This window comes from Pseudomonas sp. (assembly GCF_035512415.1).
Lineage (GTDB): Bacteria > Pseudomonadota > Gammaproteobacteria > Pseudomonadales > Pseudomonadaceae > Aquipseudomonas.
On the sequence record NZ_DATKDZ010000026.1, the window covers coordinates 178,106 to 191,650 of the forward strand.

A 13,545-nucleotide genomic window follows, 5' to 3' on the forward strand; every position below is an offset into this window, starting at 1 on the left:
GGGCTACAAAAAACACCAACGGACTCTAACGCGGCTGAATATGCGCGATCAGCAGCTGCACCGTCTCCTGGCCGCGGTATTCATTGACGTCGAGTTTGTAGGCCAGATCGACCCAGCGCACGGTCGGGTTCGGCCACATTTCGCGATCCACGCCAAAAGCGATGCCATCGAGCTGCACGCTGCCGCATTCGCTCTTGAGCACCACCTTGAGATGGCGCTCGCCGACGATGCGCTGCTGCACCAGCTGAAACACCCCATGAAACAGCGGTTCGGGAAAGTGCTGGCCCCAGGGCCCGGCATTGCGCAGCTCCTTGGCCAGCGGCAGATGGAACTCCTCCACGGCCAGGCTACCGTCCGAGAGCAATCGCCCGGTCAGGTCGTCCGCACACAGCTGGCGACGCACTTCGGCATCGAATGCGGCGGCAAAGGCGGCGAAATTCGCTTCAGGCAGCGACAAACCCGCCGCCATGGCATGGCCGCCGAACTTGCTGATCAGCTGCGGATGCTTGGCGGCCACCGCGTCCAGGGCATCGCGGATATGAAAACCCGGCACCGAACGCGCCGAGCCTTTCAGCACGCCATCGCCGGCATCGGCAAAGGCGATGGTCGGGCGGTGATAACGCTCTTTCATTCGCGAGGCGAGGATGCCGATCACCCCCTGGTGCCAGTCCGCCTCGAACAGGCACAGACCAAAGGGCATGTCCTCCAGGGGTAGGTCCTTGAGCTGGGCCAGGGCCTCGCGCTGCATGCCCTGCTCGATGGCCTTGCGGTCCTGATTGAGCTGATCCAGCTGCACGGCCATATCGCGGGCCAGGGCTTCGTCTTCACAGAGCAGGCACTCGATGCCCAGCGCCATATCATCCAGCCGCCCTGCCGCATTCAGCCGTGGGCCGAGGATAAAACCCAGGTCAGTAGAGGTGATGCGCCGATGATCACGCCCGGCCACTTCGAGAATCGCCCGCAGCCCCGCCCGCGCCCGGCCGGCGCGAATCCGCGCCAGACCCTGATGGACCAGGATGCGGTTATTGGCATCCAGAGGCACCACGTCGGCAACGCTACCCAGGGCCACCAGATCGAGCAGCTCGGCCAGATTCGGCTCCGGGCGCTGCGCAGTAAACCAGCCCATCTCGCGCAATCGCGCACGCAGGGCCAGCAGCACATAGAACATCACCCCAACCCCCGCCAGCGCCTTGCTGGGAAAGTCGCAACCCGGCTGGTTGGGGTTGACGATGGCATCCGCCGCCGGCAGCTCGGCACCGGGTAAATGGTGATCGGTGACCAGCACGGTCAAACCGGCAGCCTTGGCCGCAGCCACGCCCTCGACGCTGGAGATGCCGTTGTCCACGGTAATCAGCAATTGCGGCTCGCGCTCCAGCGCCACCGCAACGATTTCCGGGGTCAGGCCATAGCCGTATTCGAAACGATTGGGCACCAGATAATCGACATGGGCCGCGCCAAGCATGCGCAAACCCAGCACACCGACCGTGCTGGCGGTGGCCCCGTCGGCATCGAAATCGCCGACGATCAGCATGCGCTGCCCCTGCTTCAGGCCCTGCACCAGTAGCTCGACCGCGGTGTCCATGCCCTTCAGCTGCTGGTACGGGATCAGCCGCGCCAGGCCCTTGTCCAACTCGGCCGCCGACTGCACGCCGCGGGCGGCATATAGACGGGTCAACAACGGCGGCAAAGCGCCCAGATCAGGCAGGATTTCAGGAAGCGGGCGGGACTCGATACGCATGTTTATTCTTTGTCATATAGGGCGGATGCAACCCGCCGGAATCAAAATGTAGCGGTCATTCAAACACGTAGCCCGGATGCAATCCGGGGGTGATCAGCCTCAACAGCCCCCGGATTTCATCCGGGCTACGGGAGCCGTCCCGCATAAAGCAGCTATTTAGCGCTCGCCAATTAACCACTCAATCGGCAACTCATGCTGGCCACGCTCGTCGGTGACGAACAGTTCGCCGTCGCTGATCATCACGCTCCAGTTCAGCGAGCGCGGCATATCCAGCGCCAGCTTGGCCAGGGCCTCCTGGTCCAGGGCGACGACGTTGATATTTTTCAGGCTGCGCACCGGGTCCAGCTCCTTGGTTTGCCATACGCGCAGGTTGCCGTAGGCCACCAGGCTGAACTTCTCGGTACGCCGCGAGCACCAGGTCATGCGCTCGCTGTCCGGCTGGCCGACTTCGATCCAGTGCAGCACGCGACCGTCCAGGCTCTTTTCCCACAGCGCCGGCTCATCCACATCCGACAGGCCACGGCCGAAGGCCAGATGCTCGTGGTAGAACAGCGCATAGCCAACCAGCCGCGCGGCCAGGCGCTCTTCGGTTTCCGAGGGGTGTTTGGCCACGGTGAAACGCAGGTTTTCATAGACGCTGCGGTCCATGTCGGTGAGGTTCAGCTCGATTTTATAGGTCGTGGAAGGCAGGGCCATGGTGGGGCTTCTTGGCTGATCGAATAAGCCGGCAAGTCTACCGCAAAGGCTGCCCCGCCACGAACCCGAGCGCTCGACGGGGCAAAGCCCAAGCCCCGATCAACCACCCTGCTGTTGCCGCTGCCGCGGCGTATAGCGCCAGGCCGCGTAGAGCCCGCCGCACAACGCACCGGCCAGATGGTATTCGAAGGAAATGCCCTGCTGCGGCAACAGACCGAACACCCAGCCGCCATGCAGCAGCAACAGCAGGACCGCTAACAGCAGATCCAGCCAACTGCGGCGAAACCAGGCCCGCGCCAGCAGCAACGACCAGAGCCCGAACAACCAGCCGCTGGCACCGACATGAATACCCTCGCGGCCAAACACCCAGACCAGCAAGCCACTGCCGAGCAGTATCACCACACTGGCCTTGATAAAGTCGCGCCGCGACTCGAGCAGCGCCAGCAGCCCCAATACCAGCAGCCCGCTGAGATTGCTCAGCAGATGCGCCCAGCTACCATGCAGCCAGGGCGCGAAGATAATACCCGGCAAGGATTCGACCCGCCGCGGTATTACTCCCCAGATATTCAGGCTGTAGCCGCTCAGGCTGTTACCCGCCTGCACCAGCAGCATCAGCACGGCGATGCCCAACAGTAACTGCAGACGCACCAGCCACCAGGTTTTCATGGCCGTTCACCGTCGATGCAACTCAGCCATGACTGGTTCGATAGGTACTTATGCAAGCTGGGTTCGAGGGTCATCATCGTGTTTATCGCATTCATCAGGGCGGTGAAGCGTTATGCCGGATATCGACCGGGCTTTCCAGAGGGCAGATTGCAGCGGGTTGACCACAGCGATCAGCACCTTACAGCAACCGCCTGGAGCAATAGCCCAACTGCGCGCAATGCAATAGGCTTAGCCGGCCGTTTTTAACGCAGTGTCGACAACGCAGGTAGTTTTTCAACTGCTGGCTTAACCGCGCAACCCAATCCAGGAGACAGCATGTCCTTGCCCAGCAAACCCCTCGCCGGCCTGAAAGTGATCGAGCTCGGCACCCTGATTGCCGGCCCGTTTGCTTCGCGCATCTGCGCCGAGTTCGGGGCCGAGGTGATCAAGGTCGAGTCACCGGATGGCGGCGACCCGCTGCGCAAGTGGCGCAAGCTGTATGAGGGCACTTCGCTGTGGTGGTTTGTGCAGGCGCGCAACAAGCAGTCGATCACACTTAACCTCAAGCACCCGCAGGGGCTGGAGGTGCTGAAGAAACTGCTCAGCGAGGCGGATATCCTGATCGAGAACTTCCGCCCCGGCGTGTTGGAGAAACTCGGCCTGGGCTGGGACGTGCTGCATGCACTGAACCCCAAGCTGGTGATGGTGCGCCTGTCCGGCTTCGGTCAGAGCGGGCCGATGAAAGATCAACCGGGCTTCGGTGCCGTGGGCGAATCCATGGGCGGACTGCGTTATATCACCGGCTTCGAGGACCGCCCGCCGGTGCGCACCGGCATCTCGATTGGCGATTCGATTGCCGCACTGTGGGGCGTGATCGGCGCACTGATGGCGTTGCGTCACCGCGAAGTGAACGGCGGTAGCGGCCAGGTGGTGGACGTGGCGCTGTATGAGGCGATCTTCGCCATGATGGAGTCCATGGTGCCGGAGTTCGATGTGTTCGGTTTTATCCGCGAGCGCACCGGCAATATCATGCCTGGCATCACGCCCTCCTCGATTCACACCAGCAGCGATGGCAAACACATCCAGATCGGTGCCAACGGCGATGCGATCTTCAAGCGTTTTATGCAGGCCATCGGCCGCCTGGACCTGGCCGATGACGTCACACTGTCCAGCAATGATGGCCGCGACGCACGACGCGATGAAATTTATGGCGTGATCGACCGCTGGGTCGGCTCGCTGCCGCTGGAGCAGGTGCTCGACGCCCTGAACCAGGCCGAAGTGCCCGCCAGCCGTATCTTCAGCGCCGAGGACATGTTCCACGACCCGCAATTTCTTGCCCGCGAGATGCTCCTGTCGGCCAAGCTGCCAGATGGCAAAGCCTTCAAGATGCCCGGCATCGTGCCCAAACTGAGCGACACACCGGGCGAAGTGAACTGGGTCGGCCCGGAACTGGGCGAGCACAATGAGCAGGTACTTGGCGCGCTGGGTTATAACCCTGAACAGATCGCCAAGCTGCGTAGCGACGGTGCCATCTAATCAGCCATGCCAGCAAGCATGCGATAGCTAGAGGCGTACACCGTATTTGGCGTAAATCCGCCCAATAACGCCTCGGCGCTTGAGCGTCAGAATTGCCGCATCCAACTCATCCAGCCAGGCCTTGTGCCGCGGATGAACGCGCATGCTGACATCGAAAGAGCTCATTACATCGCCGATCTCGAGGTGGTGGTACTCCGGGATCTTGGCCAGGCTGTATTGCGCAATTGCCTTATTGACCACAATTTGATCGAAGCGCGACTTCGCCAGCATTTCCAGCAGCTGCGCTTCGTTCAACGCGTTGCGCCTATCGAGCTGCCCCGCCTCAATCAGCGTTCGCAAGTCAGGGTAGGAATAGCCGCGCACCAGCCCCACTGATTTGCCGCGCAAATCCTCAGGCCGTGCCACCGGGAAAGCCTTACCCGGCGCAAACATCATGACATCGACCACCTTGCCAAAGGGTATCGAGAACATCCCTGGGGTCGGCTGATGGTGCACCCAGCCCGGATACACGCCTGGTTCGATATCGAGCTGGCCGCCGTTAAATAGCAAGCCAATGCGCGGATAGGGGTAGTACTCCACATTGAAGGTGTCGCCCGTCAGCTTGCCCAGCTCATCGAAGATGTCCTGATAAATACCCGACCGTCCCTGCTCGATCATCATCGGCGGGTAGTTATAAAAGCCAACTTCAAAGGTAGCGGCGTAGCTGCCCGCCGCGGGATAGGCACCACACAGCAGAAAAATCGCCTTGATCAACCACTTCATAGCATCACCCTACTACCCCTGCGCACTACAAGGTGCCGACAGGCTCCTAGAACGCGCCAAACAACCAGGCGACTACAGCGCCCAACACCAGTAAACCCAACAACCAGAAGATACCCCCATGCCCGCCAGGCTGCACCACCGATACGTCACCCGGCTGTCGCCCAGGCATGTAGTCGTCCACCGCCTCCTTGGCCTCTTTCAAGCCGATGCCCTTGAGCTCGCGCAGCAGTTTGATCGCCTCGATCTTCTGCCCGCGCTCAAGGGCCGCCACCACCTGCGGTGGCAAATCCTGATCAAACTCGCTCATCGCACGCTCCACTCCAGCAAACCACCCAGAGCATAGCCGCAAAAAAAGCCGGCCCCTTGCGGGTACCGGCTTTATCGACCAGCGTCAGGCTTACAGCGGCTTACCGCGATTGCCGTGCTGAGCCACGAACTGCTGTACGGTTTTCAGATCGTTGGCCAATACCGTGCAACGCTCCTCACGCTCGAACAGATCGGCCAGATGCGCCGGCAATGCCGGGGCCTGACCGACGCCGGCCTGTTCCACCGCTTCGGGGAACTTGACCGGGTGCGCGGTACCCAGGATCACCATAGGGGTGGCCAGGCTGCGACGGCACTCGCGGGCGGCATGCACGCCAATGGCGGTGTGCGGATCGAGCAACTCACCGCACTCGGCATACACCTGAGCAATGGTCTCGCAGGTCTGCGCATCGTCCACCGCCAGGGAGTCGAACAGCTTGCGCGCCTCGATCCAGCGATCTTCCTCGACGCTAAAGCCGCCGCCCTGCTTGAAGTTGCTCATCAGCTCGGCAATCGCCGCACCATTGCGACCGTGCAGGTCGAACAGCAGGCGCTCGAAGTTCGACGAGACCATGATGTCCATGGACGGCGACAGCGTCGGGTGCAAGGTGTCCTTCACATACTGGTTGCCGCTCATAAAGCGATGCAGGATGTCGTTGCGGTTGGTCGCGACGATCAGCTGGCTGATCGGCAGGCCCATGTTGCGCGCCAGGTAACCGGCGAAGATGTCGCCGAAATTGCCGGTTGGCACCGAGAATGCGATGGAGCGCGCCGGACCGCCAAGCTGCAGGGCCGCGTGGAAGTAGTAGACGATCTGGGCCATGATCCGCGCCCAGTTGATCGAGTTCACCGCAACTAGACGCGTGCCCTTGAGGAAGCCCTGATCGGCGAAGCTGTCCTTGACCATTTCCTGGCAGTCATCGAAGTTGCCCTCGATGGCGATGTTATGGATGTTGTCGCCGAAGATGGTGGTCATCTGCCGACGCTGCACCTCAGACACCCGGTTGTGCGGGTGCATGATAAAGATGTCGACGTTATCGCAGGCCTTGCAGCCCTCGATCGCGGCCGAGCCGGTGTCACCCGAAGTGGCACCCATGATCACCACGCGCTCGCTGCGCTTGGCCAGCACGTAATCGAGCAGACGGCCGAGCAGTTGCAGGGCGAAGTCCTTGAAGGCCAGGGTCGGGCCGTGGAACAGTTCCAGCACCCACTCATTGCCGTTCAGCTGACGCAACGGTGCGACGGCATTGTGAGCAAACACACCACCTGAGCCGGCCGCGTAGGTTTCCTCAAGAATCTTCTTGAAATCGGCATCCGGGATGCTGCCGGTGACAAACGGGCGCATCACCCGGAACGCCAGCTCGTGGTACGGCAAGCCGGCCCAGGAGGCGATTTCTTCCTGGGTAAAGCGTGGCAGGTTTTCCGGCACATAGAGACCGCCGTCGCTGGCCAGGCCAGCCAGCAGCACGTCTTCGAAATTCAGGGCCGGTGCCTGGCCGCGGGTACTGATATAGCGCATAGGGGCAAACCTTCGGTTTGAGCTGCAAGCTTCAAGCGGCAAGCCGCACGCGCCGGTTGCGCGGGCGGCCTGCTGCTGGTTAGTTCAACTGTTCGACGCGGATGCGCATGACTTTGCCAACGACATCATCCAGCGCTTCCAGAGCGGCCAGCGCCTCGTCGATACGCGCCTCGACCACGCGATGGGTCACCAGGATCATCGGCACCAGGCCGTCATGCTCCTCGGCTTCTTTCTGCATGATCGACTCGATATTGATCCCGCGCGCCGACAGAATGCTCGCCACCTGGGCCAGCACACCCGGATGATCCTTGGCCTGAATGCGCAGGTAATAGGCGCTCTCGCACGCAGCAATCGGCAGGATCGGGTGATCGGACAGCGAATCCGGCTGGAAGGCCAGGTGCGGCACACGGTTGGTCGGGTCGGTGGTCAGCGCACGTACCACATCCACCAGGTCGGCCACCACGGAAGAGGCGGTTGGCTCCATACCGGCACCAGCACCGTAGTACAGGGTGCTGCCGGCGGCGTCGCCATTGACCATTACCGCGTTCATCACGCCGTTGACGTTGGCAATCAGACGATCGGCCGGGATCAGCGTCGGATGCACGCGCAGTTCGATACCTGCGTCAGTACGACGGGCCACACCCAGATGCTTGATGCGATAACCCAGGGCTTCGGCGTAGTTCACATCGGCCGTGGTCAGCTTGGTGATGCCTTCGGTGTAGGCCTTGTCGAATTGCAGGGGGATACCAAAGGCAATCGACGCCAGGATGGTCAGCTTGTGCGCGGCATCGATGCCTTCGACGTCAAAGGTCGGATCGGCTTCGGCATAACCCAGGGCCTGCGCCTCTTTCAGCACGTCGTCAAAGGCCCGGCCCTTCTCGCGCATTTCGCTGAGAATAAAGTTGCCCGTGCCGTTGATGATGCCCGCCAGCCAATTGATGCGGTTGGCGGCGAGGCCTTCGCGAATCGCCTTGATCACCGGGATACCGCCGGCCACCGCCGCTTCAAAAGCTACGATCACGCCCTTCTCGCGGGCCTTGGCGAAGATCTCGTTGCCGTGCACGGCGATCAGCGCCTTGTTCGCGGTGACCACGTGCTTGCCATTGTCGATGGCCTTGAGCACCAGTTCCTTGGCCAGGGTGTAACCGCCGATCAACTCGATAACGATATCGATCTCGGGGTTATTGACCAGTTCGAAGGCATCCTGGGTCAGGCTGATGCCGGTCGTGTCGTACTGCGGCTTGGGCGAGCGAATGGCGATCTGGGCGATTTCAATACCGCGGCCGGCGCGCCGGGTAATTTCCTCGGCGTTACGCTTGAGTACATTCAAAGTACCGCCACCGACGGTACCCAGCCCACAGATGCCTACTTTGACCGGTTTCACACTGAACTCCCCATCTGCACTGCGTAAAACGGCCGGAGCAAGCCCCGGCCGTAGAAAAAGAGCCGCACCATACGAAGCGGCTGTTTATTAGTCAATCCGCCGCAAGGCTCAGACTATTTGGATTCCAGGGCGATCTTCGCCAGTTGCGCAGCCGGCTGGTAGCCCGGAATGATCTTGCCGTTGGCCAGGACGATGGCTGGCGTGCCCGTGACGCCAATCATCTGGCCCAGGGCATACTGCTTGGCAACCGGACTGTCGCACTGGGCGTCAGCTACCGGCTGACGGGTTTTCGCCAGATCCATGGCCTTCTGCTTGTCCTTGGCACACCAGACATTGGCCAGTTCCTTGGCCGCGGCGCTGCCCAGGCCCTGGCGCGGGAAAGCCAGATAGCGCACTTCAACACCTAGACGATTGAGCTCTGGCACTTCGCTGTGCAGCTTCTGACAATAGCCGCAATCGGTATCGGTAAAGACGGAGATATGGGTCTTGGATTCTTTACCGGCAAAAATCACCATCTCGGAGGCAGGGATCGCGGCGATGGTTTTGGCCACGCCAAGGCTTTCCGCCTCCTCGGTCAGGTTGACGGCCTTGCCGTCCTTGACCTGAAACAGGTAGCCCTGCAGAAGAAACTGACCGTCCTCGCTGGCATACAGCTGACGCCCGCCCTGCAACTGCACCTGATAAACCCCGGCCATGGGGCTTTCGGCAATGGCCTCGACCGGAAGATCCGGCTGAATGGCCTGCAAGGTCTTGCGGATGGCCTGATCGGCATCGGCGGCCATGGCCACGCTGCTGGCCAGACCAAGAGTCAGAGCCGCGAAAGTGCGAGTAAAACGCATGAATTCTCCTGTCATACGACATGCTAAGCGGTGATCGGCACAGCCTACCATAGAAGCCTGCAGAGACCGACTATGGCAGGCTGGGCGGCGCTCTCAGCCTCGCGGATGGTGCTCGGCATGCAGCTCCTGCAAACGCGCGCGGGCGATATGGGTATAGATTTGCGTGGTCGACAGATCGCTATGCCCCAGCAGCATCTGCACCACCCGCAAATCGGCCCCGTGATTGAGCAGATGGGTAGCGAAGGCATGGCGCAGGGTATGCGGCGACAGGCTCTTGGCAATCCCCGCCACCCGCGCCTGATGCTTGATGCGGTACCAGAAGGTCTGCCGGGTCATCTGCTCGCCGCGCAGGCTGGGAAACAGCACATCGCTGGGTTTGCCATCCAGCAGAAAGGGCCGCGCCTCCTTGCTGTAGCGCTCGATCCAGGCGATGGCCTCCTCGCCCAGTGGCACCAGGCGCTCCTTGCTGCCCTTGCCGAACACCCGCAGCACACCCTGACGCAGGTTGACCTGTTCCAGGGTCAGGCTGATCAACTCGGTCACCCGCAGGCCACAGGCATACAGCACTTCCAGCATGGCGCGGTCGCGCAAGCCGATGGGGTCATCCAGTTCGGGGGCCGCCAGCAGCGCTTCGACATCCGCCTCGGACAGGGATTTGGGCAGCGGCCGACCGAGTTGCGGCAAGTCCACCTGCAGAGTCGGGTCGCCGGCAATCAGCCCCTCACGCAGCAGAAAGCGGTAGAACCCGCGCAAGCCGGAGAGCAAGCGCGCCGTCGAACGCGCCTTGTAGCCTTCATTCATGCGCCAGGCCAGATGATCGAGAATCAGCCCACGGCCGGCGCTGGCCAACTCCAGATCCCGCGCCTGCAGCCAGCCGTTGAATAGCGCCAGATCACTGCGATAGGCCGCGCGGGTATGCACAGACAAGCCCTTCTCCAGCCATAGGCTTTCGAGAAAGCGATCAATCAGTGGGTGGTCGACGGCGGGCATCAAGAAAACCTGGGGAAGATGAACTACGCTAGTTTTCCATGCCCGGATGCAGCGAGCCAGGGTTAATACCATCCGGCACCGCCCGACCAACGGCGTAAAAATCGGCGAAAAGCACCTCGTCACCTACCTTTCGATTGGTGACAGCAGCGGGATTGCCGGCCATGATTGCATAACGCCATCACACTACTGCAGGGATCGCCATGTCTAGCCAACAACACTCGCGCCTTGGTCAAATCCTGATCAACAAGGGGCTGATCGACCGCAGCCAGCTGGATGCCGCCATCCAGGCACAGCTCACCAGCCAGAAACGCCTGGGCGAGATCCTGATCGAGCGCGGCCTGCTCAGCGAACGCCAGCTGAAAAAAGCCCTGACCAAGCAAAGCAACCTGCGCGTAGCCGCCACCCTGGTAGCCGCCCTGCTCAGCCCATTCCAGATCGCCAGTGCCGACACCCTGCGCAACCAGCCCAGCGCCATCGGCCAACTGGAGCGCCCCAAAGGCCTGCACCCACTGAGCGACACGGAAATGAGCACGGTCAGCGCACAAGGCCTGGAAGATGTACTGCAAGGCTTGTTTCTGCAGGCCGGCAGCGACGACGGCCTGGGCACCGTCGGCCAATTGAGCAAACTGGTAATGCCAATACTCAGCAGCTTGGAGGCGGAAACCTCAATGACCGACGTGCAGTACGACACCGGCCACGCACGCTCGGTGATCAATGCCGACGGCTCGGTCAACGTACGCCTGCCCAGCAGCATCGGCGAACTGCGCTTCGACAATATCCGCGTCGCCGGTGCGCCCCAGGGGCAGAGCTTCGGCAGCCTCAGCCTGAACGATATCGACCTGTCCCAGGCCTCGCTAAAGATCAGCCTGCACAAGTAGCGACGCCGAGACGCTCAGGCAATCCTCTACCGCAGAAACGCAAAAAGCAGCCCGAAGGCTGCTTTTTGTAAGGAAGCTGAGACTTAGCCCAGTTTTTCCTTGATACGTGCTGCCTTACCGGACAGGTCACGCAGGTAGTACAGCTTGGCTTTACGTACGTCACCGCGACGCTTAACGGCCAGGCTGTCAACCAGCGGGCTGTAGGTCTGGAAAGTACGCTCTACGCCAACACCGTTGGAGATTTTACGCACAGTGAAAGCGCTGTTCAGGCCGCGGTTACGCTTGGCGATAACTACGCCTTCGAAAGCCTGCAGACGCTGACGGTCGCCTTCCTTCACTTTAACCTGGACAACAACAGTGTCACCCGGTGCAAAGGTCGGGATCTCTTTGCCCATCTGCTCAGCTTCGATCTGCTGAATAATCTTGTTGGTCATGCTGCGCTCCTAAGACAGGCGTCGGGCCTGCCATCGATACGTTAACTATCGTCCCGCTGGCGGATGTATTCCTCCAGCAGCTTCTTCTCTTCTCCAGAAAGCGAGCGGCTTTCCAGAAGATCGGCACGTCGTTCGCAGGTCCGCCCAAGGGACTGCTGCAAACGCCAGCGCCGGATGTGTTCGTGGTTGCCGCTAAGCAACACTTCGGGAACACGTTTATCCGCATACACCTCCGGGCGGGTGTAGTGCGGGCAGTCGAGTAGGCCATCCGTAAAGGAGTCCTCTTCGGCCGAGTTTGCATGACCCAATGCACCAGGCAAAAGGCGCGTTACCGCATCGATCAGCACCATGGCCGGCAGCTCACCGCCGGACAGGACGTAGTCCCCAATCGACCATTCTTCATCGACATGCGCCTCAATAAAGCGCTCGTCGATGCCTTCGTAGCGGCCGGCAATCAGGATCAATGCATCCTCATTGGCCAGTTCGCGTACTGCTGACTGCGTCAGCTGGCGACCTTGCGGCGACAGGTAAATCACCTTTGCCGCACCACCTGCAGCTTGCTTGGCATCAAGCAAAGCATCTTCAAGCGGCTTGATCTTCATCACCATGCCTGGGCCACCGCCAAAAGGCCGATCATCCACGGTGTGGTGACGGTCAGTGGTGTAGCTTCGCGGATTCCAACAGGTCAGTTGCAACAACCCCTGTTTCACCGCGCGGCTGGTAATGCCGTAATCGCTGATAGCGGTAAACATTTCCGGGAACAGCGTAATGACTTCAACGCGCAGATTTGGCATCAGGCTTAGAAGTCCGCATCCCAGTCGACCCGCATTTCGCCAGCGGCCAGATCAATCGACAACACGCATTGCTCGGTATAGGGCAACAGGCGCTCACGACCATCCAGGCTGCCGGTGCAGGGTTTGACCACCATCACATCGTTGGCACCGGTTTCTAACAAGTGATCAATCTTGCCGAGCAATTGCCCTGCCTGGTCGATAACCTTGAGACCTTCCAACTGGTACCAGTAGTACTCGCCGTCTGTTAATTCAGGGAACAGGTTGCGCGGCACACAGATCTCATAACCCGCGAGAAGACGCGCTTCTTCACGATCATCAAGACCCTTGAGCTTCGCGACCAGGAACTTATCATTCCCGCGTCCACTGACCAGCTCTACCTGTTTGACACTGCCTTCGCGCCTAAGCGTCCAGGACTTGTACTCCAACAGGTTTGCAACAGGATCAGTAAAGGAATACACCTTCACTTCACCGCGAACGCCATGTACAGAGTAGATCTTGCCGATAACGATCAAATCATCGGTAGAAGCAGGCGTCGCGCTCATATTGCTCAGGCCACAGCCTTAGCAGCGTCCTTCAACAACTGAGCAACACGATCAGAAGGTTGTGCACCAACGCTCAGCCAATGGGCCAGGCGATCTTGCTTCACGGACAGACGAACTTCCTGACCACGAGCGACCGGGTTGAAGAAACCGATCTCTTCTTTATGCGAACCGTCGCGTGGGTTACGGCTGTCGGTCACGTTGATTTTGTAGAACGGGCGCTTTTTGGAGCCGCCAAGGGCAAGACGAATCGTTAGCATGTGAACATAGTTCCTGTAGTCGGTGCTGCAAATCTAAATGCACGGCGGGCATGGGTGCCCGAAAGGCCGCATATTCTAAGGAATATCCGGACTTTTGCAAATGGCTTTTTCAGGCGCATGGAGCCGTGCGGTCAAGATTTGCCAGAAGGCCGCTATCCAAACCGGCCAATCAGCTCCCGCAAAAGGCGGGTTTACTGTAAATCCCCGCCTTCAGCGGGGCCTGCGCCG

16 protein-coding genes are annotated in these 13,545 nt (G+C 60.6%); 2 read left to right on the forward strand and 14 right to left on the reverse strand.

What is annotated here, in order from left to right; genetic code table 11:
- Positions 1-25: 25 nt before the first annotated feature.
- The 3 genes from recJ to VMP31_RS13420 form a co-directional block, all read right to left on the reverse strand.
- Entirely contained in the window at positions 26-1,738 is a 1,713-nt protein-coding gene (gene recJ / locus VMP31_RS13410) for a single-stranded-DNA-specific exonuclease RecJ (RefSeq protein ID WP_325507901.1), read from the reverse strand.
- 156 nt (positions 1,739-1,894) lie between these two features.
- Positions 1,895-2,434, reverse strand: a complete 540-nt coding sequence (locus VMP31_RS13415) for a YaeQ family protein (RefSeq protein ID WP_325507903.1) — start codon at positions 2,432-2,434, stop codon at positions 1,895-1,897.
- Positions 2,435-2,533: 99 nt separating this feature from the next.
- Positions 2,534-3,100: a rhomboid family intramembrane serine protease gene (locus VMP31_RS13420; RefSeq protein ID WP_325507905.1), complete on the reverse strand. Its 567-nt coding sequence runs from the start codon at positions 3,098-3,100 to the stop codon at positions 2,534-2,536.
- 315 nt (positions 3,101-3,415) lie between these two features.
- Here VMP31_RS13420 and VMP31_RS13425 point away from each other — a divergent pair, with 315 nt between their 5' ends.
- Complete coding sequence (locus VMP31_RS13425; protein WP_325507907.1) at positions 3,416-4,615, forward strand: CaiB/BaiF CoA-transferase family protein; 1,200 nt, start codon at positions 3,416-3,418, stop codon at positions 4,613-4,615.
- Positions 4,616-4,642: 27 nt separating this feature from the next.
- Here VMP31_RS13425 and VMP31_RS13430 read toward each other — a convergent pair whose 3' ends face one another.
- From VMP31_RS13430 to VMP31_RS13460, 7 genes are all read right to left on the reverse strand, one after another.
- Positions 4,643-5,377, reverse strand: a complete 735-nt coding sequence (locus VMP31_RS13430) for a transporter substrate-binding domain-containing protein (protein WP_325507909.1) — start codon at positions 5,375-5,377, stop codon at positions 4,643-4,645.
- A gap of 46 nt (positions 5,378-5,423) precedes the next feature.
- Positions 5,424-5,684 (reverse strand): ribosomal protein L7/L12, encoded by a 261-nt coding sequence (locus VMP31_RS13435; protein WP_325507911.1) that lies wholly within the window; start codon positions 5,682-5,684, stop codon positions 5,424-5,426.
- A 90-nt stretch (positions 5,685-5,774) separates the two neighbouring features.
- Positions 5,775-7,199 (reverse strand): threonine synthase, encoded by a 1,425-nt coding sequence (gene thrC, locus VMP31_RS13440; protein WP_325507913.1) that lies wholly within the window; start codon positions 7,197-7,199, stop codon positions 5,775-5,777.
- Positions 7,200-7,278: 79 nt separating this feature from the next.
- A complete protein-coding gene (locus VMP31_RS13445) occupies positions 7,279-8,583 on the reverse strand; it encodes a homoserine dehydrogenase (RefSeq protein WP_325507915.1) in 1,305 nt (434 codons plus the stop codon).
- 113 nt (positions 8,584-8,696) lie between these two features.
- Positions 8,697-9,422: a thioredoxin fold domain-containing protein gene (locus VMP31_RS13450; protein WP_325507917.1), complete on the reverse strand. Its 726-nt coding sequence runs from the start codon at positions 9,420-9,422 to the stop codon at positions 8,697-8,699.
- 93 nt (positions 9,423-9,515) lie between these two features.
- The gene (xerD, locus tag VMP31_RS13455) at positions 9,516-10,412 is read right to left on the reverse strand and encodes a site-specific tyrosine recombinase XerD (RefSeq protein WP_325507919.1); all 897 of its coding nucleotides are present in this window, start codon (positions 10,410-10,412) and stop codon (positions 9,516-9,518) included.
- A 28-nt stretch (positions 10,413-10,440) separates the two neighbouring features.
- Positions 10,441-10,575 carry a hypothetical protein gene (locus VMP31_RS13460; protein ID WP_325507921.1) on the reverse strand — a complete coding sequence of 45 codons (135 nt, stop codon included), beginning with the start codon at positions 10,573-10,575 and terminating at the stop codon, positions 10,441-10,443.
- A gap of 37 nt (positions 10,576-10,612) precedes the next feature.
- On the opposite strand from VMP31_RS13460, the gene VMP31_RS13465 reads away from it, so the two are divergent.
- The gene (locus VMP31_RS13465) at positions 10,613-11,290 is read left to right on the forward strand and encodes a hypothetical protein (protein WP_325507923.1); all 678 of its coding nucleotides are present in this window, start codon (positions 10,613-10,615) and stop codon (positions 11,288-11,290) included.
- Between the two features lie 83 nt (positions 11,291-11,373).
- Here VMP31_RS13465 and rplS read toward each other — a convergent pair whose 3' ends face one another.
- From rplS to rpsP, 4 genes are read right to left on the reverse strand one after another with little or no spacing between them, the layout of a single operon-like run.
- On the reverse strand, positions 11,374-11,724 hold the full coding sequence (rplS, locus tag VMP31_RS13470; protein WP_325507925.1) for a 50S ribosomal protein L19: 351 nt from the start codon (positions 11,722-11,724) through the stop codon (positions 11,374-11,376).
- Positions 11,725-11,765: 41 nt separating this feature from the next.
- Positions 11,766-12,518 carry a tRNA (guanosine(37)-N1)-methyltransferase TrmD gene (gene trmD / locus VMP31_RS13475; RefSeq protein ID WP_325507927.1) on the reverse strand — a complete coding sequence of 251 codons (753 nt, stop codon included), beginning with the start codon at positions 12,516-12,518 and terminating at the stop codon, positions 11,766-11,768.
- Positions 12,519-12,523: 5 nt separating this feature from the next.
- On the reverse strand, positions 12,524-13,060 hold the full coding sequence (gene rimM, locus VMP31_RS13480; RefSeq protein ID WP_325507929.1) for a ribosome maturation factor RimM: 537 nt from the start codon (positions 13,058-13,060) through the stop codon (positions 12,524-12,526).
- A 5-nt stretch (positions 13,061-13,065) separates the two neighbouring features.
- Positions 13,066-13,317, reverse strand: coding sequence for a 30S ribosomal protein S16 (gene rpsP, locus VMP31_RS13485; protein ID WP_325507931.1), 252 nt, complete (start codon positions 13,315-13,317; stop codon positions 13,066-13,068).
- Positions 13,318-13,545: the final 228 nt, after the last annotated feature.

Bases quoted from the DNA above. Each gene is read 5' to 3' on its own strand.
- recJ (WP_325507901.1), bottom strand. From the start codon at position 1,738: ATGCGTATCGAGTCCCGCCCGCTTCCTGAAATCCTGCCTGATCTGGGC.
- VMP31_RS13415 (WP_325507903.1), bottom strand. From the start codon at position 2,434: ATGGCCCTGCCTTCCACGACCTATAAAATCGAGCTGAACCTCACCGAC.
- VMP31_RS13420 (WP_325507905.1), bottom strand. From the start codon at position 3,100: ATGAAAACCTGGTGGCTGGTGCGTCTGCAGTTACTGTTGGGCATCGCC.
- VMP31_RS13425 (WP_325507907.1), top strand. From the start codon at position 3,416: ATGTCCTTGCCCAGCAAACCCCTCGCCGGCCTGAAAGTGATCGAGCTC.
- VMP31_RS13430 (WP_325507909.1), bottom strand. From the start codon at position 5,377: ATGAAGTGGTTGATCAAGGCGATTTTTCTGCTGTGTGGTGCCTATCCC.
- VMP31_RS13435 (WP_325507911.1), bottom strand. From the start codon at position 5,684: ATGAGCGAGTTTGATCAGGATTTGCCACCGCAGGTGGTGGCGGCCCTT.
- thrC (WP_325507913.1), bottom strand. From the start codon at position 7,199: ATGCGCTATATCAGTACCCGCGGCCAGGCACCGGCCCTGAATTTCGAA.
- VMP31_RS13450 (WP_325507917.1), bottom strand. From the start codon at position 9,422: ATGCGTTTTACTCGCACTTTCGCGGCTCTGACTCTTGGTCTGGCCAGC.
- xerD (WP_325507919.1), bottom strand. From the start codon at position 10,412: ATGCCCGCCGTCGACCACCCACTGATTGATCGCTTTCTCGAAAGCCTA.
- VMP31_RS13460 (WP_325507921.1), bottom strand. From the start codon at position 10,575: ATGGCCGGCAATCCCGCTGCTGTCACCAATCGAAAGGTAGGTGACGAG.
- VMP31_RS13465 (WP_325507923.1), top strand. From the start codon at position 10,613: ATGTCTAGCCAACAACACTCGCGCCTTGGTCAAATCCTGATCAACAAG.
- rplS (WP_325507925.1), bottom strand. From the start codon at position 11,724: ATGACCAACAAGATTATTCAGCAGATCGAAGCTGAGCAGATGGGCAAA.
- trmD (WP_325507927.1), bottom strand. From the start codon at position 12,518: ATGCCAAATCTGCGCGTTGAAGTCATTACGCTGTTCCCGGAAATGTTT.
- rimM (WP_325507929.1), bottom strand. From the start codon at position 13,060: ATGAGCGCGACGCCTGCTTCTACCGATGATTTGATCGTTATCGGCAAG.
- rpsP (WP_325507931.1), bottom strand. From the start codon at position 13,317: ATGCTAACGATTCGTCTTGCCCTTGGCGGCTCCAAAAAGCGCCCGTTC.